Raw genomic sequence first — 26,096 nt, forward strand, 5'->3', positions numbered from 1 at the left:
ACCCTATTTGCGGAATTTGTCGAGGCTGACAACCTCGGCCTCTTTCCTTGCGGCGGGTTTGGTATCGTCGGGTTCGGCCATTTCATGCATCGGCGCTTCGGCGATTGGGGCGGGGTCGTCCTGTGTTTCGAACCGCAGGCCGAATTCGACGGAGGGATCGACGAAAGTCTTGATCGCGTCATAAGGGATATAGAGCGTTTCGGGATTATCCCCGAAATTCAGCGTGATGGTGAACCCTTCGTCGGTGACATCGAGATTGGCAAACCAATGCTGGATCACGACGGTCATTTCGCCCGGATACCGGTCGGACAACCAATCCGCGATTTCGACATCGGGATGCATCGTGTCAAAGGTGACAAAGAAATGGTGATTGCCGGGCAGGCCGGTCTTGGCCACGTTTTCCAGCACCTGCTGGATCAGGCCACGCATGGCGCGGTGCATCAGATTTCCATAATCAATGGTATTGGGCACGGCGCTACTCCTGTCATTCCCTGCCAGCATAGGGGATTCTGCGGCCAAGAAAAGAGGCAGTCAGAGCGCGGCCAAGCCAAATGTCAGCCCCCATGCCGTCAGCGCCACCAGCGGCAAGACCCGCCAGAGCGGCCATTGCAGGCGCAACAGCAAAACCGCCGCCAGCCCGGTCAGCCCGATCGCCAGCGGTTGCAGGCTGGACAGATCGGGCAGGACCATGCTGATCACGCCGCTTTGCAGCCGCGTCACCGTGCCAAAGACCACATGCAGCGCGAACCAGAGCGACAGATTGGCAATCACCCCCACGACCGCAGCCGTGATCCCCGCAAGGGCTGCGCGCAGGCGCGGGCGCCCATCCAGCCAGTCGATCAGCGGCGCGCCTGCGAAAATCCAGATGAAACAGGGCAGGAATGTCACCCAAAGCGTCAACGCCCCCGCCGCCAGCGCCACGCCTGTGCCGCCCTGTGCCAGCCCCGCCACCATGGCCACGAATTGCGTGACAAGGATCAGCGGGCCGGGCGTGGTTTCCGCCAGCCCCAGCGCATCCATCATCTGCGGTGTCGTCAACCAGCCATAGGAAAAGACCACCTCTTGGGTCATATAGGCCAAGACCGCATAGGCCCCGCCGAAAGTGACCACCGCCATCAGCGAAAAGAAGGCGGCGATATCCAGCAAGAAAGCGCTGCCCGCCCAAGCCACCGCCACCACAGGTGCCGCCCAGAGCGCGCCGCCCACCACCAGCACCCGTAAGGCGGATCGCAGCCCGCCGCCCGGTGCGGGCTCTGTCGCGCTTTGGTCATGGCGCATCACCGCGCCCGCCAGACCCGCGACCAGCACCACGACCGGAAATGGCACGGCAAAGAAAAACAGCGCCACAAAGGCCGCCGCCGCGATCAGCAGATGCGCGCGCGATACCAGCGCGCGGCCTGCGATCTTGATCAGGGCGGCGATGACGATGACGATCACCGTCGCCTTGACGCCCAGAAACAGCGCCTGCACGACCGCCAGATTGCCGTAAGCCCCGTAAAGCAGCGCCAAAGCCGCGATCACGATGGCCCCCGGCAGCACGAACAACCCGCCCCCGATCAGCCCGCCGATCACGCCAGCGCGTTTCCAGCCCGCATAGGTGGCCAGCTGCATCGCCTCTGGTCCCGGCAGCAACATGCAAAAGGACAGCGCGCGCAGGAATTGCGGCTCGGTCAGCCAGCCCCGTTTATCGACCAATTCCTGATGCATCAGCGCGATCTGCGCCGCAGGCCCGCCAAAGGACAACAGCCCGATCCGGCCAAAGACCGCGATTAAATCTTTCAAGCGTCGTCCCCTAACCGATGACCCGGGCGATTTCGCGCAGGATCTTGGCCCTGATCGCCGCAGGATAATCTTGATGCATACGGGCCGTCATGACAAACCCGTCCCGCGTGATGACCGCGCTTTGTAAATAGTTTGTAATGGTCCGCCCCATGCTTTCGATGCCGATCCCGTTGATGGTCACGCCCGCCCGTTCGGCGCGGCCCCGCGCAAGGCGCACGTCACTGCCCGCATTGGCGGTGCCATCGGTGGACATATCGATGACCTTGCGTTTGCAATCGGCGACCGCGTCGAATTGCGCCAGTGAAAACAAGATCGCCTCGGAGGTGGCGGTGCCGGAGAGCACAAAGGCCCGTTCCATGTTGCGCGCGCGTTGCGACAGCTGCGCGGCCTGACCGGCATGGGTGATCCGTTCCCAGGGGATCGCCACGACCTGTTCATCCACGCCCGACCATTGCACGACGGCGACAGCGACACGGTCGCGCAGCATGATGTCGACGATCTCGCTGTCGCGCAAAGCATCGGCCAGCCCGTCGGTTTGCAGGCGGTATTCGGCGGCATCGACGCTGTTGGACACATCGATGGTCAGCAAGAGCGCCGTTTCACAGGCCAGGGCAGGTGTGACCGACAGGGCAAAGACAAACGGGGCAAGACAACGCATGACCCAGCATCCTTGCCCCGCGCGGGCTTGGCAAGGCCTAGCTGGCCGCCCGGATCATCACAAGGCCGCCAGTCTCGCCTTCCAGGACGCCATGTTCGGCGGATGTGGGTTTGACCATCGCCGCCAGCAGCACATCGACAGAGGTCCAATAGGGCACATACCAATGCTGATCGACTTCGAGGATCAGCACGCGGTCTTTTGCGGCATCATAGGCGCCGATCAGCGCGATATGCGGCCCGTCCCAATCGCCGGTCACGACGCCTTGATTGAAATAGACCATGACCGCGTCATCGGCGCTGGTTTCATTCTGGACCAGCATGGCGACCAGCTGGGCGCGCGCGTCATCGGTCGCGGCTTTTGGGTGAAACGGCGTCACAATTCGGTCCAGCCCGACAGCGGCCAGCGCCGCGCCGGTGAAATCCACCAATTGCTGGAAGGTCACGCCATCCCCACCCTCGGCAGAGAGCGCGGCCCATGTGGCATTGCCGGTCAGGTCCAGCAATTCCTCTTGGGTCATGATGGTTTGCGACGCCCATGCAGGCTGGCCCATGATCCCGTTGATCGCCGCTGTCACCGTTCCGATGGAACAGGCCGAGGTGGTGAATTGCGGTTTCACAAAGGCCGAAAACGCCCAGTAATCGGGGGCAGGGGCCGCGCGCAGATAGGCGGTATCGGCGGTAAAGATCTGGGCATCCGCGCCCAGCTTGGCGTAATCATCAGGGTCTTGCGCCATGGCGGGCAGGGCCGCAACAACAGATACCGCAAGACCAAAGGCAAATCGTGACATGGCAGGCTCCAACATATGATGATGGATCAGGTTAGCGCCGAAATTTTTGATTTGAAAAGAGGGAAAAGGTGCAGGTTTCTGTTGCCAGGTACCTGCGGACCCCGCCTATGGTCGCAAAACCATAGGACTTAAGGTTTCAATAGTTCCGACTGCTTACGCAGCCATCGCCATTGGTGCTTTGTTGTCATTTGCAACTAGCTTTTTTGTACCGATAACGGTGGTAACTCACCGAGACAAAGCAAACCCCTTTAGACGTTCGTCGATCCTGTTTCGTCCCCATGGCTGCCAAATGAGCAGTGTTTGGTGGAGACGCCGGGTACCGCCCCCGGGTCCGATCCGCGTATTACGAGCGCGTTTATGTCCATAGTCCCGAAGGACAAGGCAGAGGTAGGCTTTCCCCCGCTACATTGCAAGAGGCAGGTTCAGCGCCAGCGCGCCCAGACCGACCAGCGCCTCGACCCCGAAGAATGTCCATTTCTTGCGCGTCCTGCCATCAAGCCCCAGCGAGGTCGCCCGCCCCAGGGCCGCCCCCAGCCAGCAAAAACCCAGCATCGCATAGGCGACAGGCCCGCCCAGCAGCAGCGCGCCCGCGCCCATGCCCACGAACAAAGCCCCTGCCGAGGCGCGGATTTCCGACGGGCCCATCCCCGACGGTCCGGCCTGCAAATCCAGCGTTTCCAGCGTGTACCGCGGGGCCAGCCAGCCAAACAGGCCCAGCCCGATACTGGCCAGCGCAAAGATGATATTGATGATGTCCATGGCCTGTTCCCTTGTTCAGCCTCTAAGCTGGCACAACCTGCCGCCAGTTCAAGAGGCTTGGGAATAGCGCGCCGCCACCGCACCCGACCCGTCATAGGCATTGGCGATGATCCGCGTCAGCGGGCGGCCTTGTGGCAGAATGCGGATGCGGTCGCCTTTTTGCACCACCATGCCTGCGAATTGGTCCAGCACTGCGCGATGCACGGGGGCGAGGATCGCGGCCAAAGGATGCTGGTCCAGCAGGGCAAGATCAATTTCGAAATCGCACATCAGCATGCTGATCGCTTGCGCGCGCAGCCGGTCTTGCGGGCCCATCGCATAGCCGCGATGGCCCGCCAGATCGCCCGCCGTGATCCGCGCGATATAGGCGGCGGTGGCGGCGGCATTCTGGACATAACCGCCGTCGTATTGCGAAATCGCGGATGCCCCGATCCCGATCAGGCTGGGGCAGCTATCATCGGTATAGCCCTGGAAATTGCGCCGCAGCCGGCCCTGTTGCATCGCTTTTGTCAAACTGTCGGCGGGTTTGCCGAAATGGTCGATCCCGATCGGCAGATAGCCTGCCGCATCAAAGGCGCGCGCGGCCTGCTGGGCCAAGGCATAGCGGTCTTCTTCCTTGGGCAGGGCCGCATCGGGGATCAGTTTTTGCCGTTTGGAAAAATTTGGCACATGGGCATAACCGAACAGCGCGATCCGGTCAGGATCAAGGCGGCGGACCTGCGCGATGGTGTCCGCGAATTTCGCCTCGGTCTGATGCGGCAAGCCGTAAACCAGATCGGCGTTCAGCGATCCGATCCCCGCCGCGCGCAGGCTGTCCACGCAGGCTTGGGTTGTTGCAAAGCTTTGTTCGCGGCCAATCGCGGCCTGCACATCGGGGGCGAAATCCTGAATGCCGATACTGGCGCGGGTCATGCCCATATCGGCCAGCATCGCGATCTTGGCGTCGTCCACCAGCGTCGGGTCGATCTCGACCGAAAAGCTGAAATCACCGGCAGGCGGGATCACATCCATCACCGCCTGTGCCAGATCGCGGATCATATCGGGCGGCAGGATCGTGGGCGTGCCGCCGCCCCAATGCATTTGCCCCATGCGGATACCGGCGGGCAGTTGCTGCGCCAGCAGCGCCAGTTCGGCCTTGACCACACGGATGTAATTTTCAACGGGTTTGAGCGTGCTGGTCCCTTGGGTCGCACAGGCGCAGAACCAGCACAGCCTTTCGCAAAACGGGATATGCAGATAGACAGAAACCGGCACGGCGGGGTCAAGTGCCGCAAGGCTGTCGCGTTGAAACTCAGCCCCGATGCCCGCGCTGAACGCGGTAGCAGGCGGATAGCTGGTGTAGCGGGGCACGCGCGCATCGAACAGGCCCATGCGGCGCAAAGTGGCAAGATGATCCATGCACCCATCTTGCAGATGATCCGGCGCATTTTATTGCGCCAGATCAACAAGGCCGCAAAATCAGCTTAGCTGGCTGACGAAACAGGCGGTAATCTCTGCCACTTGTTCGGCGGGCGTGTCGCGGCGAAAGAAGGTGGCGAAACCTGTGTCCGGAAACATCAGATAGGTCTGGGTGGAATGATCGACCAGATAATATTCGGGGTCGCCCTCGACCACGCGGTAATAGGTTTTATAGGCTTGGGATGCCGCGCGCACCTGCTCTGGGCTGCCGGTCAGGCCGATCATGTCATCGTGGAAGTTATCGGTGAAATCGGCCACGACCTGCGGCGTGTCGCGCGCGGGATCAACCGAGATAAAGACGGTGCCGATATCTACCCCCTGGTCGGCCAGAATATCCGCCGCGATGGCATTGCGCATCGAATCAAGCGGGCAGACATCGGGGCAGAATGTATAGCCGAAATAGACCAGTGTCGGCTTGGTGATGACATCGCGGTCGGTGACGGTTGCGCCGGTTTCCGAGACCAGCTCGAACGGGCCGCCGATGGCCGCACCCGCAACGGTGGTATTGCCGCAAGGGTTGGGGGCGGACTGCGTTGTCTGCCAAGTATAGACCCCCAGCCCAAGTGCTATGGCCATGACGCTTGATCCGATGATGATGGCTTTCATATGGTTTCCTTTCAGGGCCAGACCTCGCCCCGCCGCCGGGGCGGGACGAGGCTGTTGCGGGATCAGTGTTTATGGCTTTGGTGCGCCATATCGCGCGCGATGATGGCAAAGCTGACCGGCATCTCGCCTGCCTGTTCGAAAACCAGCGTGGCGGCGATCGACTCGCCCGCATTCAGCGGATTGCCTTGCAGCCCCATGAACATCACATGCAGCCCGCCCGGTTCCAGCGTCACGGTCTGGCCCGCAGGCACAGGGATCGTCTCGACATGGACCATGCGGGCGATATCGTTTTCAAATTCGGTTGTATGCAGTTCCACGCGCGGGAAATCGGCCCGCACGGCGATCAGCGCGTCATCGCTGCTGCCGGTATTGGTGATGGTCAGAAACCCGCCACCCGCCATTGCCGAGGGGGCGGTTTCAAAAGCGCGGGCATCCGTGATGCTGATCGCCGTTTCGGCCATGGCAATTGTGCCAAAGCCAAGCAAGGCCAAAGCGGCCAAAATAGTCGTTTTCATGATAAGCTCTTTCCGTTTTGCGCGGGCAAGCCGCGCGGATGATCGTGTCAAACAAATGTTGCGCGATCATCAAACGGGGGCGCGCGGGCCGGATAGGTCGCGGCGATTGTCAGCGCCAAGCGTTCGGTAGCGCGCGGGGTCCAGACCAAGCGCTGTTCGCCCAGCAGCGCGCGGGGCGCAGTCACAGGCGCGGATAGCGCCATGCCCTTGGCAAGGATACAGGCCGCGCAAGTATCGCCGGCCGGATGCGGTGTCGGCCCATCGGCGCAAAGATCAGCCCAATCGCCCCCCGCCAGCAGATATGCCATGGCCTGCGGTTCGGCCTGCACCGGGCGATGCCCGAAACCCACCAGCACCAGCGCCAGCGACAGCACGCAGGCCAAAGCGGCGCGCCAGATCAGGCGCGGATGCATGGTTTCGGGATGGGTCTGGTGCGGCTGCATGACAAACGGTTTAAGACCTTTGGCGCGAAGGTCCAGTCACTTTTTGCCGCAGCGGCCCGGTCATGAAAAAGGGCGGCGCCAGCGGCACCGCCCTCTCGTGGTTGTCGGTCCGATCAGAAACCGGCTTTGATCAGCTCGAATGTTTCGGCCATCCGTTCGCGGTCTTCGTTGCTCATCGGCAATTGCGCAAGGATCGGCACGTCGATCTCTTCAAGGCCCGAGGCCACCAGATCCTCTTCGGTGACCAGCGCGTTCAGCGCGACCGCATTGGCCGACCCATAGCCCGCCTCGAGCAGGGGCAGGACCGAGGCTTCTGACAAGAAAGCATTGACGTAATCATAGGCTTTGTCGGTATTGCCCTGACCATCGGCCAGTTTCACATAACCACAAAGCCAGAGCGAAGAGCCTTCTGCCGCTTCGCGCTGAAACGCGATCGGGCGGTCTTCTTCGACCATGGTGGGATAGGTTTCATTCCAGGCCCAGCTGACCAGAATTTCGCCCGAGGACAAAAGCTGCGCCAATTCCGCAGGATCGGTCCAATAGGTGCGCAGGTTGGGATGCACGGCGCGCAGCCAATCGGCGGCCGCCTCGAATTCGGCATCGGTGACATTTTGCCAATTGGTCACGCCGGTCGCCAGATAGGCCAGCGCAAAGGCGTCATCCACATTGTCGGGCAGGGTCATGCGCCCGGCATAGGCGGGGTTGGTAAAGACCTGCAGGCTGGCCACATCCTCGGCGGGGACTTCGTCGGGATTATAGGCAATGGCGGTGGACCCGAAATCGGTCGGGATGAAATAGGTCTGGCCTGCGCCGATTTCCTCGCCGGTCAGGCTGGCGTTCAGATCGTCATAGGCGGTGATGCGCGCGGTGTCCCAAGGTTCCAGGATGCCGCTTTCGGTCCAACGGGTCACCGAGGGCGCGCAGACATGCGACACATCGGCCCGGAACCCCGAGCGCAGTTTCTGAAACGCCTCATCCTCGTCGCCGAAAAAGGTAAAGGTCGGGCTGGCACCATGGGTATCAATATAATCTTGATGATATTCAGGTGCCTCAAAGCCGGAATAATCGAAGACAAGCAGGTCGGCATCTTGTGCAAAGGCGGTGGTGGCCAGGGCCGCAGCAGAAACGGCCCCCATCAGTCTGGTTGTTTTCATTGTCGTTCTCCCAGTTGGATATCGCTGGAAACCTAAGGGCGGCCCTGTCGTCCTGCAAGGGTATTTCCGCATTGCCGGAGCCGGAATTGTCTGACAGGCTTTGCCCAAGCGGAGGATGCCGAAAATGGTGGCGGATCGGATCAGATCAATGGGAACGGCGCATTGGCTGTCGCTGTTCGGCGTGATCATTCTTGCCTGGTCGCTGCTGTTCGTGATGGCCGTGCCTGCCGATCTGCGCGCGCTGTCGCGGCTTTACGGGACCGGTTTCTGGGAGGCATTGTGCAATGTCACGCTGGACGGGGCGGGCTATGCGCGCGCGGTGTTGATGTGGGCGCTGATGGCGGCGGCGATGATGCTGCCCACGGCCTTGCCCGCCTTTGCCACCCATGACGATCTGGGCCGCCAGACGGGGGTGGCGTTCTGGCCGCTGGCGCTGGGCTATCTTGTGGTCTGGATCGGCTTTGCGCTGGCGGCTGCGGCGCTGCAACTGGGGTTCTACCGGCTTGGCCTGATCAGCGCGATCGGCGACAGCCTGTCGGCCTGGCTGACGGCGGCTTTGCTGCTGGGCGCGGGGATTTACCAGTTTTCACCGCTCAAAGCGGCTTGTCTGGCGAAATGCCGCCAGCCGCTGACGTTTTTCATGCAGCATTGGGACGCAGGGCCGTTTCGCAACGGGCTGCGTCTGGGCGCGGTCTGTCTGGGCTGTTGCTGGGCGCTGATGCTGCTTGCCTTCGTGGGCGGGGTGATGAACCTTGCCTTCATGGGGCTGGCCACGCTGATCATGGTGGGCGAAAAGATGGATCATGTCGGGCGCTACATCACCCGGCCCTTGGGCATCGGGCTGATATTGGGAGGGGTCGCAGTCCTACTGGGCGCGGTTTAGAAAGGAAATATCATGGCTTTGGATCAAAACGCGACCGTGGGCACGGTGCCTTGGGCGATCAAGGGGGAATTGATACTCAATTGTAATTGCACAATATTCTGCCCCTGCGTCGTGTCCTTGGGCAAACATGCCCCGACCGAGGGCTATTGCCAGGCCTGGGCCGGTATCCGCATTGACAGCGGCCATTACGGCGACGCCGATCTGGGCGGGCTGAATGTCGGGCTGGTGCTGGAAATCCCCGGCCTGATGGCGCGCGGCAATTGGAAAGCCGCCGCCTATATCGACGAGCGCGCCTCTGACGCCGCCTATGACGGGCTGTTGAATATCTTCACCGGCAAGGCGCGCGGCACCACCGGCCTGTTCAAAGTGCTGGTCAGCGAATTTCTGGGCGCCGAACGCGCGCCTGTCGTCTTTGAAACCGAAGGCAAGGCGCGCCGCCTGATGGTCGGCAAGGCCATCCAGGGCGAGGTCGTGCCTGTCGTGGGCAAAGACCCCGACACCGATATCGTGGTCACCAATACCGGCTATTGGATGGGCCCCGACATCACGGTCGCCACCGCCAATAAAGGCCGCGTGCGCGCCTTTGGCCGCGTGTGGGATTTCGACGGGCGCAGCGCCGAGATTTGCCAGATCGACTGGCACGGGCCGCAATGATCACCCCCCCGATCAGCGCGGGCCGATGCCTGCGCTGCCCCCAAGGTTCCGCCCCATTTTCAAGGAGAAATAGATGTTCAAGGCCCTGATTGTTGACAAGGATGACACCGGCAAAACCCATGCCGCCGTGCAGGAGATCACGCTTGACCGGCTGCCTGCCGCCGATGTGACCGTTGCCGTGGATTATTCCACCGTGAATTACAAAGACGGGCTGTGCATCGGGCCGGGCGGCGGTTTGGTGCGCAATTACCCCCATATCCCCGGCATTGATTTCGCCGGCACGGTCGAGGCGTCAGATGATCCGCGCTATGCGCCGGGCGACAAGGTCGTGCTGACCGGCTGGCGCGTGGGCGAGGCGCATTGGGGCGGCTATGCCCAAAAGGCGCGGGTCAAGGCCGATTGGCTGGTGCCCTTGCCCGATGGCCTGAGCACGCGGCAGGCGATGGCCGTTGGCACTGCCGGGTTTACCGCGATGCTGGCGGTCATGGCGCTGGAAGATCACGGCATCAAGGCGGGTCCGGTGCTGGTCACGGGCGCTGCGGGTGGCGTGGGGTCTGTTGCCACCGCGATCCTTGCGCAGCTGGGCTATCAGGTCGCCGCTGTCACCGGACGGCCCGAGACGGCGGATTACCTGACATCTTTGGGCGCGACCCAGATCGTTGCCCGCGAAGATCTGGCCGAAACCGTCAAACGCCCGCTGGAAGGCGAAACATGGGGCGGCTGCGTCGATGCCGTGGGTGGTGCGATGCTGGCGCGTGTGCTGGGGCAGATGGAATATGGCGCCTCGGTCGCCGCTGTCGGGCTGGCCGGGGGCGCGGCCTTGCCTGCGACGGTCATTCCGTTCCTGTTGCGTGGCGTGAACCTTTTGGGCATCGATTCCGTGATGCAGCCTTATGACAACCGGCTGCGTGCTTGGGCGCGGATCGCCAAGGATTTGCCGATGGACAAGCTTGACGCGATGATCCAGCCCGCGACCCTGTCCGATCTGCCGCAGCTGGGGGCGGATATTCTGGCAGGCAAGGTAAAGGGCCGTGTCGTGGTGGATGTGAATGCTTGATCTTGCATGGGTGCGGGCGCAATTCCCCGCCTTTTCGGAACCCGGCCTGCAAGGACAGGCATTTTTCGGCAATGCGGGCGGGTCTTATGCCTGCCAGCAGGTGATCGACCGCCTGCACCGGTTCTATACCCAGCGCAAGGTGCAGCCCTATTCCGCCTATGAGGCATCGCGCCTTGGCGGTGCGGAGATGGACGAGGCCCGCACACGCCTTGCCGCGATGCTGGGCGTGGCGACGCATGAGCTGTCATTCGGTCCGTCCACCACCCAGAACACCTATGTGCTGGCGCAGGCCGTGCGCCGCTGGATCAAGCCGGGACAAAAGATCATCGTCACCGATCAGGACCACGAGGCGAATTCCGGCCCATGGCGCAGGCTGGCCGAGGATGGCATCCGCATTGTCGAATGGCAGCTGGACCCTGACACCGGATTGCTGAACCCCGATGATCTGGCGCAGCTTTTGGGTGATGATACAGCTTTGGTCTGTTTTCCACATTGTTCCAATGTGATAGGGGCCATTAATGATGTGACTGCGATCACCCGGATCGCCAAAGCGGCAGGCGCGCGGGTCTGTGTCGATGGCGTCAGCTATGCGCCGCATGGCTTTGCCGATGTCGGTGCTTTGGGCTGTGATGTCTATCTGTTCAGCGCCTATAAAACCTACGGGCCGCATCAGGGGATCATGGTGATCCGCGAAGATTTCGGCTTTGATCTGCCCAATCAGGGCCATCATTTCAACGGTGATACGCTTTACAAACGCTTCACCCCCGCAGGCCCCGACCATGCGCAGATCGCGGCCAGTGCGGGGATGGCGGATTACTTCGACGCGATGGCGCAGCACCATGGCGGTGGGACGGGCGCCGATGCCGCGCGTCTGGCGCATGACCTGATGCGCGCGCAGGAAGTGGCGCTGCTGAAACCGCTGCTGGATTACGTCAGCGCCAAGAATTCCGTGCGGCTGATCGGCCCTGCGGATGCCGCAACCCGCGCGCCGACCGTGGCGATGGCGCTGCAAGGCAATGCTGCCGATGTCGCGGCACGGCTGGCGCCATTGGGGATCATGGCCGAAGGCGGCGATTTCTATGCCCAGCGTCCTTTGCAGGCGATGGGGGTCGATCTGGACAAAGGCGTGCTGCGGGTCAGTTTCACGCATTACACCAGCGCGGCAGAGGTTGACCAGTTGATGGGCGCGCTAGATCAGGTGCTATGATAAAAGCACCGATTATCGTCTGGTTCCGCCGCGACCTGCGCCTTGCCGACCATCCCGCGCTTAGCGCTGCCTGCGACAGCGGGCAGCCTGTGATTCCCGTCTACATCCACGACGATCAGGTGGCATCCTTGGGCGCAGCACAAAAGCTGCGGCTTGATCTGGCGCTGGCGCAATTCGCCAAGGCGCTGGCGGATCGCGGCAGCCGGCTGATCCTGCGCAAAGGGCCGGCGCTGGATGTCTTGCGCGATCTGATCGGGCAAACCGGGGCAGGGGCGGTCTATTGGTCGCGGCTTTACCATGCGGCGGCCAATGACCGCGACGCCGCCGTGAAATCCGCGCTGAAAGCGGACGGGATCGCAGCGCGCAGTTTCACCGGTCATCTGTTGTTTGAGCCTTGGACGGTCGAGACGAAAACCGGCGGGTTTTACAAGGTCTACACCCCGCTGTGGAATGCCGTGCGCGGCAGGGATGTGGCTGAACCTTTGCCGCGACCCGCCAAGATCATCGCGCCGCAGCACTGGCCTGCCAGCGACGATCTGGCCGCTTGGAATTTGCGCAAGCCGATGCAGCGCGGCGCGGATATTCTGGCCCGCCATTGCACCGTGGGCGAGGATGCGGCGCAGGACAGGCTCGACACCTTTATCACCGACCGTGTGGGTGATTATGTCAAAGGCCGCGACCTGCCGGGGATTCGTGGCACGTCAAACCTGTCTGAAAACCTGACCTTTGGCGAAATCAGCCCGCGCATCTGCTGGCACGCGGGCCAGCGCGCCTTGCGACACGGCAAGGGTGACGCCGAGGTATTCCTGAAAGAACTGGTCTGGCGCGAATTCGCCTATCATCTGGCGCATCACACGCCGCGCATCCTGACGGATAATTGGAAAGAGGATTGGGATGCTTTCCCGTGGAATACGGACATCACGCCCCAGGTCGCGGCCTGGCAGCAAGGGCGCACAGGTATCCCCTTTGTCGATGCGGCCATGCGCGAGATGTATGTGACCGGCACCATGCATAACCGGGGGCGGATGATCGTGGCCTCTTATCTGACCAAACATCTGATGACGCATTGGAAAATCGGGCTGGACTGGTTCGCTGATCATCTGATCGACTGGGACCCCGCCAGCAATGCGATGGGCTGGCAATGGTCGGCCGGGTCGGGGCCGGATGCGACGCCTTATTTCCGCGTGTTCAACCCGGTGACGCAACTGGATAAATTCGACAAGGACCGCGCCTATGTGACCCGCTGGATCGCCGAAGGGCAGCGCAAACCAAATGACGACGCGCTGGCCTATTTCGCGATGATCCCGCAAAGCTGGCAGATGCGCGCAGATGCCGCCTATCCCGACCCCGTGGTCACCCCCGAACAAGGGCGCCGCCGCGCGCTTGACGCCTATGGTAACCGTGGTTTTTGATGCCTGCGCAAAGTTTTTGGCAAGGATTGCCGTGACTTCACTGGCGCAAAGGTTAATTAGCTGGCTATTGCAGTTGAATCAAATCTTACGAACGGAATAGGCATGATCCTGACGACCACGCATGGGCAGACCGGACTGCCGCGCTATTTCAGCAACGTCTTTGACGCGCTCAAGGCGATGAAACGCGGGCGTCTTGATATCATCCTGCCCGATGGCCGCCATTTCCGTGCCGATGGGGCCGCGCCGGGCTATGTCGCCGAGGTGCATATCCATCACGATGATGTCTTTGCGCGCACCGTGCGCGAAGGCGATCTGGGCTTTTGCGAATCCTATATGGACGGCTGGTGGTCCACGCCGGATCTGATGGCCTTCATGGATCTGATGCATGATGACATGGAACATATCTATGACGGCTTTCCGGGGCAGTTTCTGGTGCGGTTCTATGAACGGATGCGGTTCTGGTTGCAGAACAATTCCAAGAAACAGGCGCGCAAGAATATCAGCTATCATTATGATCTGGGCAATGAATTCTATGGTCTGTGGCTGGATGACACGATGACCTATTCCTCGGCCAAATTCGTGACCGGTCAGGAAAGCATGGAAACCGGCCAGACCGAGAAATACAAAAGCATGGTCGACCAGATGGGCGTGCAGCCCGGCGATCATGTGCTGGAAATCGGCTGTGGCTGGGGCGGTTTTGCCGAATATGCCGCCAAGGAACGCGGGCTGCGCGTCACCGGGCTGACAATCAGCCAGGCGCAGCATGATTACGCAGTCGCGCGGATGCAAAAGGCGGGTCTGGCCGATCTGGTCACGATCAAGCTGCAAGATTACCGCGACGAAAAGGGCCTTTATGACGGGATCGCCAGTATCGAGATGTTCGAGGCCGTGGGCGAAAAATACTGGCCCGTCTATTTCGAAACCCTGCGCGAGCGGCTCAAGCCCGGCAAGAATGCGACCTTGCAGATCATCACCGTCGATCACCGCCGCTGGCCTGTCTATAAACGCGGCGTGGATTTCATCCAGAAATACATCTTTCCGGGCGGCATGTTGCCCAGCCCCGTGGTGCTGCGCCAAGAGATCGAAAAAGCAGGCTTGCAGGTCGCGCAATCCATCGAATTCGGTGAAAGCTACAGCCAGACCCTGCGCCGCTGGCACGACAGGTTCAACGACCGCTGGGATCAGGTGGCCGCGCTGGGATTTGATGACAGGTTCCGGCGGATGTGGAACTTTTACCTGACCTCTTGCGCGGGGACGTTTCATAGCGGAAACTGCGATGTGACGCAGATCACGGTGACCCGCGCGACCTGACAGGGCGGCGCGGGGTTTGGTTGTTAGTAAAAGGTTTCACGATGGCGTTGTCGTATCGTTCTTCCATGCCCACGGCTGCACGGCTGGTGGGGGCTGTGGTTTTCGCAATCTGGGGCTTTTATCTTGCCCGGCTGGCGACGCCGTTTTTCCTGCAAGGCCAACCGCCAGCCATATTCCTGCCCGCCTGCGTGATCATCGGGGTCTATCTGGGCTGGGTCTATGTCGGGCGGCGCTTGGGCAATGGCTATGGCGCGGCACTGGGGATCGGGCTGACCGCGGGCTTTGTCTTTGGCTTTCTGGCGCTTTTGGTGGTGGCCTTTGCGCTGATGATCCGCCATGCGATGCATAACCGCTATCAGGCGCTGTCAGATGCGGTGCTTGGCATTTTTGATCTGATGATCGCCGAGGCCAGCCGCTTTACCGATCCGACCCTGATCACCAGCCTTTTTGCGGGGGCTGTGCTTTGTGCATGGGTGGCCGAATGGGTGGCGCAAAGATCGCGCTAGGCCAGCGGGCTTTGCATCCACGCGGCCGTGATTGCGCGAGCCGGCATGGGTTGATGTCGGGCGGGTGCGGTTCTACACATCAATTGTAGCATGAAAGGCCCCGATGATGCAGTTCCGCAATGATTTCGCCGAAGCAATCGGCAACACCCCCCTGATCAAGCTGCGCGCCGTGTCAGAGGCGACAGGCTGCACCATTCTGGGCAAGGCCGAGTTTCTGAACCCCGGCCAATCGGTCAAGGATCGTGCCGCACTTTACATGATCAAGGATGCCATCGCGCGCGGCGATCTGCGCCCCGGTGGCACCATCGTCGAAGGCACGGCCGGCAATACCGGCATCGGGCTGGCGCTGTTGGGGTCCTCGATGGGGTTCAAGACTGTGATCGTTATCCCTGAAACCCAAAGTCAGGAAAAAAAGGACATGTTGCGCCTTGCGGGGGCCAAGCTGGTCGAGGTGCCCGCCGCCCCTTATCGCAATCCCAACAATTATGTGCGCTATTCCGAACGGCTGGCCGAGGCGCTGCGTCCAACCGAACCCAATGGCGTGATCTGGGCCAATCAATTTGACAATATCGCCAATCGGCAGGCCCATGTCGAAACCACCGCCCCCGAAATCTGGGCGCAGACCGATGGCAAGGTCGATGGGTTCATCTGCGCGGTCGGATCAGGCGGCACGCTGGCCGGTGTAGCGCAGGCCTTGCAGCCCAAGGGCGTCAAGATCGGGCTGGCCGATCCCGAAGGGGCCGCCCTTTATAATTATTACACATCGGGTGAATTGAAATCCCAAGGAAGCTCGATCTCTGAAGGGATCGGGCAGGGGCGGATCACCGCCAATCTGGAAGGGCTGAAACCCGATTACGCCTATCAGATCCCCGATGCCGAAGCCTTGCCGCTGATCTATGACCTGATGCAGCACGAAGGTCTGTGCATGGGCGGGTCCACCGCGATCAATATGGCGGGGGCGGTGCGCATGGCGCGCGATATGGGGCCGGGGCATGTGATCGTGACGATCCTGTGCGATCTGGGCAGCCGCTATCAATCCAAGATCTACAACCCCGCATTCATGCGCGAAAAAGGTCTGCCGGTGCCCGAATGGCTGGAAGACAAACCCGTTGTGCCTTCGGTGCTTGTGTCGGAATGACGGCACGCGCGCTGGTCTTTGGGCTGCTGGCCTGCCTGCTTTGGCCGATGGCCTTGGCGGCGCAGGATACAGCGCCCTTGCCCGGCGCGCCCTATGCCGATAGCGCGGCCTGGTCGGCGCTGGCCACACGCGCCGAAACGCTGGTGATGCGCGACACATCCTCGGAATTCGCGATCATGCGGCTGCGCGCGGAACTGGCGGGCTGGCGCGATCATTTCGCGGCGCAAAGCAATGTCAACGCCAACCGGCTGGAAACGGTCAATGCACAGCTGGCCGCTTTGGGCGCGCCGCCTGAAACCGCCGAGGAACCGGCCCAGATCGCCGAAAGGCGCGCTGCGCTACAGGCGCAGCGTGACGCCCTGCTGGCCCCGCGCGCATTGGCGCAAGAGGCATTCGCGCGCGCCAATGGGCTGATCAGCGAACTTGATACCAAGATCCTGCAACAACAGACAGCACAGCTGTTCCAGCGCGGGCCATCGCCGCTGAACCCGGTGCTTTGGCCTGCGGCGGCCACGGCGACCTGGCAGGTGTTCCGCACCTTTGGCACGGAAACATTGGCGGGTTTGCAGGTGCAATCGGGCAATGGGCGGCTATTGGCGAACCTGCCGCGCGCGGCCTTGTTCATCGGGCTTGCGGTGCTGCTGGTCGGCTATGCGCGCTGGTGGCTGGTGCAGCTGCGGCTGAAAGTGTCGCATCGTGAAACCTTCTTGCTGCCGATCTGGCTGTTCATGCTGTCGCTGATGCAGATATTGGTGTCTTTCGCGGGGCTTGTGGCGCTGTCCAACGGGCTGGACACGCTGGGGATCTTCGGGCTGCGCGGGCAGGCGGTGATTGCGGCCATTCCAGAGGCGGGCATGATGGTGGTGCTGGGCTGGTGGCTGGGCCGGCAAGTGTTCAGCGATGGCACGCTGCCGACCTATCTGGGCTATGGCCCGCAGACCCGCGCCAATGCCAGACGGCTGACGCTGGCCCTGGCTTGGGTGCTGGCGGTGGGCGCGCTGTTCCAGGCGGCGGCGGGCGCGATCGAGCTTGCGCCGGGGGTGGCGGCCACCATGGCCCTGCCGGTGATCATCCCGGCGGGGGTCTTGCTGTGGCGGCTGGGCCGGTTGATCCAGACGCCACCCATCAGTGCCGAGAGCGCGCCGCCGACGCAGGGAAAGATCAGGGTGCAGGTCGGGCGGGTCTGCACGCTGGTCGCGGTGGCGGGGCCGGGGCTGGTGCTGCTGGGCTTCGCGGACGCGGGGCAGGGGCTGTTGACCGCCTCGATCCTGTCGCTGGCGGTGGTGGGTGCGATCCTTGTCTTGCAGCGGATCGTCCATGACCTGAGCCTGCGCTACAAGAACCCCGATGACACCAAGGGGCTTTTGGCGCTGCTGCCGATCCTTGTCAGCTTTGTGGTCTATCTGGCCAGCCTGCCGGTTTTCGCGATGATCTGGGGCGCGCGCAGCGATGATATTCTTGAAATCTGGACCAGGTTCCTCGAAGGTTTCGCGCTGGGGGAAACGCGGATCTCTCCGACTGATTTCCTGATGTTTGCCATCGTGTTTTCGCTGGGCTTTGGGCTGACGCGTTTTGTGCAGGCGACGCTGCGGCGCAGTGTCTTGCCCCGCACCCGGCTTGATCTGGGCGGGCAGAATGCGATTGCGGTGGGTTTTGGCTATGTCGGGATCCTGCTTGCGGCGCTGGTCGCGATCACATCTGCGGGGATTGATCTGTCCAATCTGGCCATCGTCGCGGGGGCCTTGTCGGTCGGGATCGGCTTTGGCCTGCAAAATATCGTGTCGAATTTCGTCTCTGGCATCATCTTGCTGATCGAGCGCCCGATCAGCGAAGGCGATTGGATCGAGGTGGGCGGCCAGATGGGCTATGTGCGCGGGATTTCGGTCCGCTCGACCCGGATAGAGACCTTTGACCGCACCGATGTCATCGTGCCGAATGCCGATCTGGTCAGCGGGCAGGTCACCAATTGGACGCGCGGCAATCTGGTGGGCCGCGTCATCGTGCCGGTGGGCGTGGCCTATGGCACCGATACCGCCAAAGTGGCGCAGATCCTGCGCGAAATCGCCGAGGCGCATCCGATGGTCATCGTCAGCCCGCCGCCTGCGGTGCTGTTCACCGGTTTCGGCGCCAGCTCGCTTGATTTTGAGATCCGGGCGATCCTGCGGGATGTGAATTTCGTGCTGGTCACAAGATCCGAGATGAACCATGAAATCGCCCGCAGATTTGCCGCCGAAGGCATCGAAATCCCCTTCCCGCAGCAGGATTTGTGGCTGCGCAACCCCGAAACCCTGAAAGGCCAGCCCCAATGACCCAAATGCTGTTTCGTGATGATGCCTATGCCCGCCAGGCCGAGGGCCGGGTGGTAGAGATCACCTCTGAAGGCGGGATCGTGCTGGATGCCACGCTGTTCTATCCAACAGCGGGCGGGCAGCCGGGCGACAGCGGCCAGCTGTCCTGGCCGGGGGCTACGCTGGATATTGCCACCGCCGTCAAGGGGCCGGGCGAGACCATCATCCTGCTGCCCGCCGAGGCTGCGCCCTTACCGGCGGTTGGGCAGCTTTTGTCGCAAAAGTTGAACTGGGACCGGCGATATCGCCATATGCGGATGCATACAGCGTTGCATTTGTTATCGGTCGTGATCGCGCTGCCGGTCTCGGGCGGGGCCATTGCGGCCGATAAGGGGCGGCTTGATTTCGACATGCCAGAAGCGCTCGAGGATAAAGACGCGCTCGAAGATGCGCTGAACCGGCTGATCGGCTGCAACATGGAAGTGACCGCCGAATGGATCACCGAGGCCGCGCTTGATGCGCAGCCCGATCTGGTCAAGACGATGTCGGTCCAGCCACCGCGCGGGTCAGGCCAGATCCGGCTGGTGCGGATCGGCATTGGCGCTGAAACCGCCGATCTGCAACCCTGCGGCGGCACCCATGTCGCCAATACATCGGAAATCGGGCCGGTCCGGATCGGCAAGATCGAAAAGAAAGGCCGCCAGAACCGGCGCGTCTATCTGCATCTGGATTGACCCATGCGCGCGATGATCCTGGCTGTCTTGTTGTTTACCGCGCAATCCGCGCTGGGGCAAAGTCTGGTGCAATGCAGCCCCGCGCAGGGCGATATCCTGCGCGCGACGCTGGATCAGGCCAAATCCCAGACGATCAAGGCCGCAAGTGCGGTTGCGGATACGCCCGATTACGCGCGCTGGTTCGGGACCTATGCGCAGGGCAATGCCGAAACCGTGCGCGCCACGCTCAAAGGTGTGGTGCAGGCGATCCGCGGCGGCGGTGTCAGCTTGCAATGCGATGATGCCGCCGCGCCGGGCTGTCGCAACGGCGAATTTGCCTGGGTCTATGTCAGCGAACCCTATCATATCTATCTCTGCCCATCGTTTTTCGACATGCCCGCGCTGAGCGCCTTGCCGCCCGGCAGAATGGCCCCCAACACCGGAACGCGCGAAGGCACGCTGGTGCATGAATTGTCGCATTTCCGCAGCGCGGGCGGCACGGCGGATCATTGCTATACCCGCAGGCTCTGCGCGAAAATGGCGCAAACCGCCCCGGCCCGCGCGATCACCAATGCCGATAGCTATCAATATTTCACCGAAGACGTGACTTTTGGGGCCACTCGGCCGGTATCGGGCAAACCCGCGCCGCAAAGCGACCGCTAGGGTTTTGGCGGTCTTTGGGTGATGTCGCGCTTTGCGGTTTCATTCAGCATCTGTTCGGTATCGGGCAGGCCTTCGCGCGATAGCAGGATCGCGAAAGGGCGCAGATGGGGGACATGGCTGCAGACCACCAGCAACATCACCATGATCGGCACCGACAAGAACATGCCCGGCACGCCCCAGACCGCCCCCCAAAAGGCCAGCGACAGGATGATCCCGAAAGAGGACAGCCGCAGCGCCCGGCCCATCAGCATCGGGTCGATGACATTGCCGTTCAGAAACTGGATACCGGTCGCGATCACGAAAATCGCAAGCGTGGTATTGGGGTCTCCGAATTGCACATGGGCGACCAGCGCGATCAGCCCGGTCGCAATGATCGAGCCGATATTGGGAATGAAATTCAACACAAAGGCGATCATCCCCAGCGCCGTCGCCAGTTCCAGCTGGAACACCAGCGCCAGCGCATAGACCATCGCCCCGGTGATGCCGCTGATCACGGTCTTGACCAGCAGGTAATAGTTCACGCGGTGGATGATCGATTGGATGATCTTGCGCACCCGCAGGGCCTGGGCCTTGTCTCCGATCAGGCTTTCCAGCTTGGTATCAAACCAGATCCGTTCGGCGAATAAAAAGCCCACGAACAAGATCACCAGCACCGTGGCCTGGGTGATGCCGCTGGCCTGACCCGCCGCGCTGCGCAGATAGCTGGACGCATCGATGGACCGGACCGCGTTGAAAATCGCAGCCTGGCTATCCTCGCCCAGCCAGCCGAACATCGAGGCAATCGCCGATGGCGCGCGTTCGGTATAGGCCAGGGTAGTGACCAGCACGGTATTGACCTGCGCCAGCAGCACCGAGGTCAGGATCAGCAAGGCCGTGGCGATCAGCACCATGGCCGCGATGCTGGCAATGGCATTGGGAATGCGCAAAGGCCCGATCCGCTGGCGGGCGATGAAATTGATCACATCGCCGGTCAGGCTGAACAGGATGATCGCGGTTGCCAGCGAAATCAGGATGAACCGCGCCTGCACCAGCAGGAATAACACCACGGCAAAGGCGATGATGATCAGCGCGCCGGTCTGTAGCCGGGCCGCATCGACACGCTTTTCCGGATGGCTTGGCTTGGGGGGGTCATGCAGCATCAGGTGTCATCGGCTCCGTTTGGATAGGGCCAATATAGCGAGGCTGCGGGGCCGGGGCAAACAGGCAGAACAATTCGTCTGGAAGGTCTTGCAAAGTCTGCCATGTTGCGGCTAAACCCGCGCTACGGACAGGTGGCCGAGTGGTCGAAGGCGCACGCCTGGAAAGTGTGTAGGCGGGAGACCGTCTCCAGGGTTCGAATCCCTGTCTGTCCGCCACTTCCCCTTTGCATGACCGATATCGGGCCGTTTTTGAATTTGGTTTCAAAGGGGGCGGGGTCTGCGGATCGCGCTTGGTCCTTTCGACTGGCACAGCACCACACCGCCCCCAGGTGCCACCGGCGGGCGGCACCTGAGGGGCCGGGTTTGCGCATCATGCGCCGTAAAGGCCTGCTGATTTTGCGCGCAGGCTGACAAGGGCCAGCACGGTGTCGATGGTCGGGGTCGGGGTGCCTGTCACCCGTCCCAATTCGCGCACCGATCCGACCAGCGCGTCAATCTCCATCGGGCGCCCGGCATCAAGATCTTGCAGCATCGAGGTCCGGTGCGCGCCCACGCCCGCACCGCCGTCGATGCGCCGATCCACATCGATGGGGAATTTCACCCCCAGCTTTTCCGCGATCTGCTGGGCTTCCAGCATCATGTTGCGCGCCACGGCGCGGGTGCCTGGATCGGTGCATAAAACGTCAAGCGTCGCATCGGTCAGCGCGGAAATCGGGTTAAAGGACAGGTTCCCCCAAAGCTTTACCCAAATCTCGTCGCGGATCTTGGGGCGCACCGGGGCCTTGAGCCCGGCCTTGCCAAGCGCCTCTGACAGGCGCGTGGCGCGGGCGGATTTGGACCCGTCAGCCTCGCCCAGCGAAAAGCGGTTACCCTCGATATGTTTGACGACACCGGGGGCGATGACCTCGGCGGCGGGATAGACCACGCAGCCCAGCACGCGGTCGGGACCAAAGCCGTTCCATTGCGCATCGCCCGGATCGACCGAGGCCAGACGCGTGCCTTCGAGCGGGCCGCCGATCTTGTGGAAATACCACCACGGCACCCCGTTCACGCCCGAAACGATGGTGGTGTCCGGCCCGATCAGCGGTTGCATCCGGTCCACCACGGGGGGCACCGAATGCGCCTTGAGCGTGACGATCACATAATCCTGATGCCCCAAAGCGGCCGGATCATCCGAGGCATTGACCCGATAGGTTTTGGTTTCCCCTTCCTCGATCAGGGTCAGGCCATTTTCTTGCATCGCCGCCAGATGCGGGCCGCGCGCGACAAGGCTGACATCGGCCCCGGCCTCGGCCAGTTTTGCGCCCATATAGCCGCCGATCGCACCGGCCCCAAAAATACAGATTTTCATCGTTTCTACACCAGCCCCAATTTCTCGGCCAGGCCGATACGTTGCAATTTACCTGTCGCACCTTTTGGGATATCGTTCAGGATCAATATCTTGCGCGGCACTTTGAAGGCGACCAGCCTTGTGCTTGCGAAATCGCGGATCTCGCGTTCGGTGGCATCCTGGCCTTCTTTCAGCACGATTGCAGCGCCGATATCCTCGCCCAGCTTGTCATGCGGGATGGCAAAGGTCACCACCTGCGCCACCGCCGGATGGGCCGAAAGCACGCCATCCACCTCGAGCGGGGATACCTTTTCGCCGCCACGGTTGATGATCTCTTTCAGCCGGCCGGTCAGGGTCAGATAGCCTTCGGCGTCAAACGCGCCCTGATCACCGGTGCGAAACCAGCGCCGACCGTCGGTTTCAAAGAAATTCTTTTCATTGGCCTCGGGATTGCCCTCGTATCCGGGGGTAACATTGGGGCCAGAGATCACGATCTCGCCCACGCCATCGACCAGCCGGTTCTCGATCTCATGGGCGACGCGGACCAATGGCCCGGCCTCGACCCCGACCGATCCGGGTTTTTGTTTGCCCGCGCCCAAGGGGTTAGAGGCCATCTGATGCGCGGCTTCGGTCATGCCATAGCCTTCGATCACCGGGGCCTTGAAGGTCTCGGCCAGCGCCTCCATCACCGGGCCGGGCAGCGAGGCCGAAGAGGACCGCAAAAACCGTAGCGGCACATTCGCGATTGTCGCCGCATTGCGACCGGCACGGGCCAGGATCGCCTGGTGCATGGTCGGCACGGCGGTATACCACGTCGGGCGCGCCTCTTCCATCCAGCCAAAGAATTTGAGCGCGTCGAAACCCGGCGCGCACCAGACAGACCCGCCTGCGGCAAGGCTGGCGGATACGGCGGCAATCAGCCCGTGGATATGAAACAGCGGCATCACATTCATGCAGCGGTCCGCAGGGGTCAATGCCAGCGATGCGCCGATATGCACAGCCGATGCCGCGATATTGGCCTGCAGCAGCGGCACGATCTTGGGGCGCGAGGTGGTCCCCGATGTATGCAGGATCAGCGCCACATCATCCGCCGTGGGGCTGCTGTCCTCCGCCGTGCCGGTCGCATCGGTAGACAGGGTAAAGGCGCCTGCGGGGTCGGTCGCAGTCAATTCGATCACGCGCAGACCAAACCGCTTGGCCGCCGCGCGGGCAGGGCCGTCATAGCCTGCCTCGACAATGATCGCGCGGGCCTTGAGGTCGTCTAGGTAGAAGGCGAATTCATCTTCTTTATAGGCCGGGTTCAGCGGGGCCGTGGTGGCCGATTGCGCCACGGTCACAAAGGCTGCGGCCATTTCCGGCCCATTGGGCAAGACGATGGCGACACGGTCCTGCGCGCCCACACCGGCATTGCGCAGCGATCTGCGCACCGATTGGGTTAATGTGCCCAGTTGTCCATAGGTCATCCAGTCCCGTCCGGGGGCGCCAATGGCCTTTGCGGTATCAGGGTGCCGCTGGATCAGCTCTGCAAGTGTCTGCATCGAATTTCTCTCTTGTTGGTGGTCTGATTTCATCTGGCCTGGGGGCCTGGTCTATGTCTTTGCCAGACGCCGCTTGCGGCGTAACAGCTTGATGGCGGGCAAAAAGATCAAGATGATCGCGATGATCGTGATCGGCCCGGCGATGGGACGGGTGAAAAAGATCATCGGATCGCCCGAAGACAACAGCAGCGATTGGCGCAGCGTGGGTTCGGCAATCGGGCCCAGCACGATGGCCAGCACGGCAGGGGCCAGCGGATAGTCGAATTTGCGCAAAAAGAATGCCGCCAGCCCGAAGATCACGATCAGCCAGATATCATGCATGCTGCGCGAGGCCGCAAAACCGCCGATGATCGACAAGACAAAGATCAGCGGTGCCAGGATCGTAAAAGGCATCCGCAGCATCCAGACAAACAGCGGGATGAAGGCCAGGTTGATTGCAAGGGCCGCGATATTCGAGATATAGAAAGACCCGATCAGGCCCCAGACGAATTCGGTCTGGTCAAGAAACAGGCGTGGGCCGGGGGTCAGGCCCCAGATCACCATCCCGCCCAGCAAGATGGCCGTTGTCGGTGACCCGGGAATGCCCAGCGTCAGCATCGGCAACATAGAGCCGGTCGAGGCGGAATTATTCGCCGCTTCGGGCGCGGCCACCCCATCGGGAGAGCCATTGCCATATTCCTCGGGCGTTTTGGACAGCATCTTGGCCACGCCATAAGACATCAGTGATCCCGGTGTCGCGCCCGCCGCTGGCAGGATGCCCACGAAAAACCCGATCAGCGACCCGATCCATGTGCCTTTCCATCCGCGCTGCACCGCCTCTTTGGCGTCTGACATCATGCCTTTTGCCGTCATCTTGGGGTTCGTGGTGGTGACCTCGCCGCGTGTCTGCTCGATGGTCCAGAGCATTTCCCCGATCCCATAGACCCCGATGGCCAGCACGATAAAGCCGATCCCGCGCATGAAACCGTCAATCTCGAACAAGACCATGCGCGGCTCGCCCGAGATCGTATCAAAGCCGACCGCTGCCAGAACAAGCCCCAGACAGATCGAAAAGATGGTCTTGGGGATGTCGTCGCCGCCCAGCCCGACGAAAGTCGCAAAGGCCAGCAGCATCAGCGCAAAGATTTCCGGCGGCCCAAAGGACAAAGCCGTCGATGCAAGCACAGGCGCGAAAAGCGTGAAGAGCACCGTGGCGACCGTCCCGCCCACGAATGACGCCAGCGCCGCCGTGACCAAGGCCAGGCTTGCCCGCCCTTTCAGCGCCAATGGTCGCCCGTCAAAGGTTGTCGCCACTGCCGTTGATGCGCCCGGTATCCCCAGCGTGACCGATGAAATCGCCCCGCCATACATCGCGCCATAATAGATCGCCGCCAGAAAGATGATCGCCGAATTGGGCGGCACAAGAAAGGTGATCGGCAACAGGATCGCGACACCGTTAACCGACCCCAGCCCCGGCATCGCGCCGATAAACAGCCCGATGGTGACACCGGCGATGATCAGGGCCAGATTGATCGGTTCGAGCGCCAGCAAGATACCACCGGCAAGAAAGGAAAGGACGTCCATTGAAGACCTCGGCTCTGGGGGATTTCAGTAGATGATGTCGTACATCAGGTCGAAAACAGGCTGGGTAAACGCCATCCCCTGGGGCATGGAAATCAGCATCACGGCCTCGAAAAAGACGAACAGCCCGATGGGCAGCAAAAGCGAGATCGCCAAAGTCAAAAGCCATGAATGCCGGCCAAGGAAACGCAGGTAATACAAAAGAAACAGCGCCACCGCGCCATACATCGACACGATTCCGATCAATGCGACAAAACCCACAATGCTGCCCCCGACATAAAGCAGCGTGCGCCAGCCGAATGCATCCATGAATGGTTCATCCGACTGCGAGGCAGGCGATTGCGCGCGCCACCATTTCCATGCGCTGGCAAGACAGCTGAGCAGCATTCCCAGCGCCAGCCAGAAAGGCCAGAACCCGCCACCCGGCCCCTGTCCGCGCAGATAGCCGATAGGCAGTTCGGTGCTCTTCCACATCAGATAGAGCGAAAAGAGGGCAAGCAGCCCAACAAGAGATATCTCACCTTGGCGCATGATT

General features: G+C 61.8%; 26 protein-coding genes, 1 tRNA gene and 1 other RNA gene. 12 read left to right on the forward strand and 16 right to left on the reverse strand.

Annotated elements, in window-relative coordinates; all coding sequences use genetic code 11:
* Positions 1 to 3: 3 nt before the first annotated feature.
* From LOKVESSMR4R_RS06645 to LOKVESSMR4R_RS06695, 11 genes are all read right to left on the reverse strand, one after another.
* Positions 4 to 471 (reverse strand): SspB family protein, encoded by a 468-nt coding sequence (locus tag LOKVESSMR4R_RS06645; protein ID WP_087212738.1) that lies wholly within the window; start codon positions 469 to 471, stop codon positions 4 to 6.
* A gap of 60 nt (positions 472 to 531) precedes the next feature.
* Positions 532 to 1,782, reverse strand: a complete 1,251-nt coding sequence (gene chrA, locus LOKVESSMR4R_RS06650; RefSeq protein ID WP_087206867.1) for a chromate efflux transporter — start codon at positions 1,780 to 1,782, stop codon at positions 532 to 534.
* A 10-nt stretch (positions 1,783 to 1,792) separates the two neighbouring features.
* Positions 1,793 to 2,440, reverse strand: a complete 648-nt coding sequence (locus LOKVESSMR4R_RS06655) for a DUF1194 domain-containing protein (RefSeq protein WP_087206869.1) — start codon at positions 2,438 to 2,440, stop codon at positions 1,793 to 1,795.
* Positions 2,441 to 2,477: 37 nt separating this feature from the next.
* Positions 2,478 to 3,227: a phytochelatin synthase family protein gene (locus tag LOKVESSMR4R_RS06660; RefSeq protein ID WP_237331921.1), complete on the reverse strand. Its 750-nt coding sequence runs from the start codon at positions 3,225 to 3,227 to the stop codon at positions 2,478 to 2,480.
* A gap of 67 nt (positions 3,228 to 3,294) precedes the next feature.
* Positions 3,295 to 3,644: a transfer-messenger RNA gene (gene ssrA, locus LOKVESSMR4R_RS06665) on the reverse strand.
* Entirely contained in the window at positions 3,630 to 3,986 is a 357-nt protein-coding gene (locus LOKVESSMR4R_RS06670) for a DUF4345 domain-containing protein (RefSeq protein WP_157898151.1), read from the reverse strand. The genes ssrA and LOKVESSMR4R_RS06670 overlap by 15 nt, the downstream gene beginning before the upstream one ends.
* 48 nt (positions 3,987 to 4,034) lie before the next feature.
* Positions 4,035 to 5,384, reverse strand: a complete 1,350-nt coding sequence (hemN, locus tag LOKVESSMR4R_RS06675; RefSeq protein ID WP_087206871.1) for an oxygen-independent coproporphyrinogen III oxidase — start codon at positions 5,382 to 5,384, stop codon at positions 4,035 to 4,037.
* 60 nt (positions 5,385 to 5,444) lie between these two features.
* Positions 5,445 to 6,050 carry an SCO family protein gene (locus tag LOKVESSMR4R_RS06680; RefSeq protein ID WP_087206873.1) on the reverse strand — a complete coding sequence of 202 codons (606 nt, stop codon included), beginning with the start codon at positions 6,048 to 6,050 and terminating at the stop codon, positions 5,445 to 5,447.
* Between the two features lie 62 nt (positions 6,051 to 6,112).
* Complete coding sequence (locus tag LOKVESSMR4R_RS06685; RefSeq protein ID WP_087206874.1) at positions 6,113 to 6,565, reverse strand: copper chaperone PCu(A)C; 453 nt, start codon at positions 6,563 to 6,565, stop codon at positions 6,113 to 6,115.
* Between the two features lie 47 nt (positions 6,566 to 6,612).
* Positions 6,613 to 7,008 (reverse strand): hypothetical protein, encoded by a 396-nt coding sequence (locus tag LOKVESSMR4R_RS06690; protein WP_087206876.1) that lies wholly within the window; start codon positions 7,006 to 7,008, stop codon positions 6,613 to 6,615.
* Positions 7,009 to 7,121: 113 nt separating this feature from the next.
* Entirely contained in the window at positions 7,122 to 8,162 is a 1,041-nt protein-coding gene (locus LOKVESSMR4R_RS06695; RefSeq protein ID WP_237331922.1) for an ABC transporter substrate-binding protein, read from the reverse strand.
* A 115-nt stretch (positions 8,163 to 8,277) separates the two neighbouring features.
* On the opposite strand from LOKVESSMR4R_RS06695, the gene LOKVESSMR4R_RS06700 reads away from it, so the two are divergent.
* The 11 genes from LOKVESSMR4R_RS06700 to LOKVESSMR4R_RS06750 all read left to right on the forward strand — a co-directional run bounded on the left by LOKVESSMR4R_RS06700 (position 8,278) and on the right by LOKVESSMR4R_RS06750 (position 19,994).
* Positions 8,278 to 9,045 carry a DUF2182 domain-containing protein gene (locus LOKVESSMR4R_RS06700; protein WP_237331923.1) on the forward strand — a complete coding sequence of 256 codons (768 nt, stop codon included), beginning with the start codon at positions 8,278 to 8,280 and terminating at the stop codon, positions 9,043 to 9,045.
* A 12-nt stretch (positions 9,046 to 9,057) separates the two neighbouring features.
* Positions 9,058 to 9,699: a DUF1326 domain-containing protein gene (locus LOKVESSMR4R_RS06705; RefSeq protein WP_087206877.1), complete on the forward strand. Its 642-nt coding sequence runs from the start codon at positions 9,058 to 9,060 to the stop codon at positions 9,697 to 9,699.
* A 73-nt stretch (positions 9,700 to 9,772) separates the two neighbouring features.
* Positions 9,773 to 10,756 (forward strand): acryloyl-CoA reductase, encoded by a 984-nt coding sequence (acuI, locus tag LOKVESSMR4R_RS06710; RefSeq protein WP_087206879.1) that lies wholly within the window; start codon positions 9,773 to 9,775, stop codon positions 10,754 to 10,756.
* On the forward strand, positions 10,749 to 11,963 hold the full coding sequence (locus LOKVESSMR4R_RS06715; protein WP_087206881.1) for an aminotransferase class V-fold PLP-dependent enzyme: 1,215 nt from the start codon (positions 10,749 to 10,751) through the stop codon (positions 11,961 to 11,963). The genes acuI and LOKVESSMR4R_RS06715 overlap by 8 nt, the downstream gene beginning before the upstream one ends.
* Positions 11,960 to 13,375 (forward strand): cryptochrome/photolyase family protein, encoded by a 1,416-nt coding sequence (locus LOKVESSMR4R_RS06720; protein ID WP_087206883.1) that lies wholly within the window; start codon positions 11,960 to 11,962, stop codon positions 13,373 to 13,375. Before LOKVESSMR4R_RS06715 ends, LOKVESSMR4R_RS06720 begins: the two co-directional genes overlap by 4 nt.
* Before the next feature lie 102 nt (positions 13,376 to 13,477).
* A complete protein-coding gene (locus LOKVESSMR4R_RS06725) occupies positions 13,478 to 14,686 on the forward strand; it encodes an SAM-dependent methyltransferase (RefSeq protein WP_087206885.1) in 1,209 nt (402 codons plus the stop codon).
* 41 nt (positions 14,687 to 14,727) lie between these two features.
* Entirely contained in the window at positions 14,728 to 15,192 is a 465-nt protein-coding gene (locus LOKVESSMR4R_RS06730) for a TrgA family protein (protein WP_237331924.1), read from the forward strand.
* Between the two features lie 103 nt (positions 15,193 to 15,295).
* Positions 15,296 to 16,330, forward strand: a complete 1,035-nt coding sequence (locus LOKVESSMR4R_RS06735; RefSeq protein ID WP_420645903.1) for a cysteine synthase A — start codon at positions 15,296 to 15,298, stop codon at positions 16,328 to 16,330.
* Entirely contained in the window at positions 16,327 to 18,639 is a 2,313-nt protein-coding gene (locus tag LOKVESSMR4R_RS06740) for a DUF3772 domain-containing protein (RefSeq protein ID WP_087206889.1), read from the forward strand. Before LOKVESSMR4R_RS06735 ends, LOKVESSMR4R_RS06740 begins: the two co-directional genes overlap by 4 nt.
* Positions 18,636 to 19,352 (forward strand): alanyl-tRNA editing protein, encoded by a 717-nt coding sequence (locus tag LOKVESSMR4R_RS06745; RefSeq protein ID WP_087206891.1) that lies wholly within the window; start codon positions 18,636 to 18,638, stop codon positions 19,350 to 19,352. The genes LOKVESSMR4R_RS06740 and LOKVESSMR4R_RS06745 overlap by 4 nt, the downstream gene beginning before the upstream one ends.
* Before the next feature lie 3 nt (positions 19,353 to 19,355).
* Positions 19,356 to 19,994: a M35 family metallo-endopeptidase gene (locus LOKVESSMR4R_RS06750; RefSeq protein WP_087206893.1), complete on the forward strand. Its 639-nt coding sequence runs from the start codon at positions 19,356 to 19,358 to the stop codon at positions 19,992 to 19,994.
* Here LOKVESSMR4R_RS06750 and LOKVESSMR4R_RS06755 read toward each other — a convergent pair.
* Positions 19,991 to 21,133 (reverse strand): AI-2E family transporter, encoded by a 1,143-nt coding sequence (locus LOKVESSMR4R_RS06755; RefSeq protein ID WP_204248737.1) that lies wholly within the window; start codon positions 21,131 to 21,133, stop codon positions 19,991 to 19,993. The genes LOKVESSMR4R_RS06750 and LOKVESSMR4R_RS06755 overlap by 4 nt on opposite strands.
* Before the next feature lie 126 nt (positions 21,134 to 21,259).
* Between LOKVESSMR4R_RS06755 and LOKVESSMR4R_RS06760 the strand changes: the two genes are divergently transcribed.
* Positions 21,260 to 21,349, forward strand: a tRNA-Ser gene (locus tag LOKVESSMR4R_RS06760).
* Between the two features lie 154 nt (positions 21,350 to 21,503).
* Here the strand turns inward: LOKVESSMR4R_RS06760 and LOKVESSMR4R_RS06765 are convergent.
* The 4 genes from LOKVESSMR4R_RS06765 to LOKVESSMR4R_RS06780 are packed head-to-tail and all read right to left on the reverse strand — an operon-like array spanning position 21,504 to position 26,092.
* Positions 21,504 to 22,484 carry a 2-dehydropantoate 2-reductase gene (locus LOKVESSMR4R_RS06765; protein WP_087206895.1) on the reverse strand — a complete coding sequence of 327 codons (981 nt, stop codon included), beginning with the start codon at positions 22,482 to 22,484 and terminating at the stop codon, positions 21,504 to 21,506.
* 5 nt (positions 22,485 to 22,489) lie between these two features.
* Complete coding sequence (locus LOKVESSMR4R_RS06770) at positions 22,490 to 24,001, reverse strand: acyl--CoA ligase (protein WP_087206897.1); 1,512 nt, start codon at positions 23,999 to 24,001, stop codon at positions 22,490 to 22,492.
* A 51-nt stretch (positions 24,002 to 24,052) separates the two neighbouring features.
* Positions 24,053 to 25,564 carry a tripartite tricarboxylate transporter permease gene (locus LOKVESSMR4R_RS06775; RefSeq protein WP_087206899.1) on the reverse strand — a complete coding sequence of 504 codons (1,512 nt, stop codon included), beginning with the start codon at positions 25,562 to 25,564 and terminating at the stop codon, positions 24,053 to 24,055.
* 24 nt (positions 25,565 to 25,588) lie between these two features.
* Complete coding sequence (locus LOKVESSMR4R_RS06780) at positions 25,589 to 26,092, reverse strand: tripartite tricarboxylate transporter TctB family protein (RefSeq protein ID WP_087206900.1); 504 nt, start codon at positions 26,090 to 26,092, stop codon at positions 25,589 to 25,591.
* Positions 26,093 to 26,096 lie beyond the last annotated feature (4 nt).

The sequence above is a fragment of the Yoonia vestfoldensis genome (genome assembly GCF_002158905.1).
Taxonomy (GTDB): Bacteria; Pseudomonadota; Alphaproteobacteria; order Rhodobacterales; family Rhodobacteraceae; genus Yoonia; species Yoonia vestfoldensis_B.